Consider the following 2,115-nt stretch of genomic DNA (forward strand, 5'->3'; position numbering starts at 1 on the left):
CAACCACTTGCTCGTTCAGGGCGAATCGGAACGGGCCGAGATTTTCTTCTTGCGTCCACGCCCAAAGGGTAATTTCGATGGCGCTGTCGCCAAGGTTGGTAATGTATACGACGGCAGGTCGTTCTTCGGTTTGAACACACAATGGATGCTCGGTTGCCGCTCTCAATACGGCGGCTTTGGCGGCTTTCAAGTCGCAGGCGTAATCGACGCCGACAACGACTTGGGCGCGGCACAGGGGCAGGGAGGAGCGGTTGGTGATGCTGTTAGTCATGACCACGCTGTTGGGTAGGACGACTTCTTCGTTGTCCGGCGTGCTCAAAGAGGTCTGCACCATTTTGATTTCTCGGACGATACCTTCAAAACCGTTGACGCGGATAAAGTCGCCGACTTTAAACGGGCGGAACAGGATAATCAGCACGCCGGCGGCGAAGTTGGACAGTTGGTCTTTCAAAGACAAAGCCACGGCCAAGCCTGCGCCACCGATCAAGGCGGTCACGGAAGTGGTCGGAATACCGAGTTTACCCAGTGCGGCGATGATGATGAGGATCAGCAGGCCGATGTTGGCGACGTTGCCGAGGAAGCTGACCAGCGTTTTATCGACTTTGGCGCGCGTCAGTGCGGTTTTCATCAGTGTCACCACGCGCGTGGTGACCCAGCGGCCGATAAAGAAGATGGCCAAGGCGGCCAGCAGGTTCGTGCCGAAAGACATGCCGGTTTGGGCGAGTTGTTCCCAACCGGAGAAGGGGGAGAGGGATTGAAGATCGAAATTCATAATTGTGTATGCGTGTGAAGTTGTTTAAAAGGTCATTGTAAAACAAGGCCGTCTGAAAAACTAATGATTTGTTTTTTCAGACGGCCTTGATGTGTTTTTAAGTTTTTCGGTTTAACGTAAAACGGTTTTGCTCCAACGGCTCACCCATTGTTTTTGTTTGGTGTTGATGTCGGCACGGTTGGGGGAATCGCTGTGTTTCGGGGTTTGGGCAAACTCGAATACTTTGGGCAGCGGCGTGTTTTTGACTGCCGGATAGACCCACATTTCGGCAGGCAGGGCTTTTTGCACTTCGCCGCTTTGCAGCCAGCTCACCAGTTTGGCTGCCAGCTCGGGTTGTTTTGCGCCTTTCAAAACGGCCGCGCCTTCAACTTGGCGGAATGTGCCACCTTTGAGGAAGAGGTTGCCGGTGGGCGGGGTGCTGTATTTGCCTTTGGAGTAGTGGACTTCGGCCGCCGGGCTGGTGGCATAGCTGACCACGAGGGGGTAGGCGCCGCCGTTTTGGGTGAAGTCGGTGTAGTAGGCTTCGCTCCAACCTTTGGCGACTTTCACGCCGTTTTGGCGCATTTGCGCCCACCATTTGAACGCGCCTTCTTCACCCATGCCGCCGATGTTGGCCAAGAGGAAGGAGAGGCCGGGCGATGATGTGGCGGGAGACGGGGTCACCAGAAGGTTTTTATATTCCGGTTTGGTCAGGTCTTGCAGGGTTTGCGGCAGAGGCAGTTTTTTCTGTTCAAACCATTTTTTGTCGTAGTTGATGGTGACATAGGCGTAATCGACGGCCAGCGCATCGGGCAGGGACGCGGTTACGGGCGCGGATTTGGGTTGGCTGGCGGCGAGGATGCCGGCGGCTTTGGCTTTGCCGATGTTGGCGTTGTCCAAACCGTAAACCGCATCGGCAATCGGGTTGGCTTTGCTCAAAATCAGCTTGTTGAGCATTTCGTTGCCACTGCCTGCCTTGATGACGGACACTTTGGCATCGTTGGCTTTTTCAAATTGCGCGATGACGGATTGGGGCAGGCTGAAGGATTTGTGCACGGCCAGACGCACTTCGGTTTGGGCGTACAGGTTTGCCGAAGCCAGCAACAGGGCGAGGGCGGACAATTTCAGTTTCATTCTCTTTCCTTTGTACGGGTAAAATACGAAATATCATAACAAAATCTGCATATCAAGGCACGATATGAATCATTCCCCCGTTTGGCTGTTTGACCTCGACAACACTTTGCACAATGCCGAAGCCGGCATTTTCTACATCATCAACCGCGCCATGACCGAATACATGGCAGGCCGTCTGAAACTTTCCGAAGAAGCCGCCTCCCACCTGCGCCAAGATTATTGGCACCGAT

Annotated in this window: 2 protein-coding genes and 1 pseudogene; 1 reads left to right on the plus strand and 2 read right to left on the minus strand. The window is 54.2% G+C overall.

Translation table 11 applies throughout. From position 1 onward, the window contains the following. Window positions 1–772: mechanosensitive ion channel family protein (locus tag ACTHUE_RS16575; RefSeq protein ID WP_440424017.1), on the minus strand; the 772-nt coding region annotated here is incomplete at its 3' end. A gap of 111 nt (window positions 773–883) precedes the next feature. Beyond that, window positions 884–1,885, minus strand: coding sequence for a thiamine ABC transporter substrate-binding protein (locus tag ACTHUE_RS16580; protein WP_440361239.1), 1,002 nt, complete (start codon window positions 1,883–1,885; stop codon window positions 884–886). Between the two features lie 64 nt (window positions 1,886–1,949). Between ACTHUE_RS16580 and ACTHUE_RS16585 the strand changes: the two are divergent. Continuing rightward, a pseudogene (locus ACTHUE_RS16585) lies at window positions 1,950–2,115 on the plus strand (pyrimidine 5'-nucleotidase); the annotation flags it as partial.

This window comes from Neisseria sp. P0021.S005, from assembly GCF_051956955.1.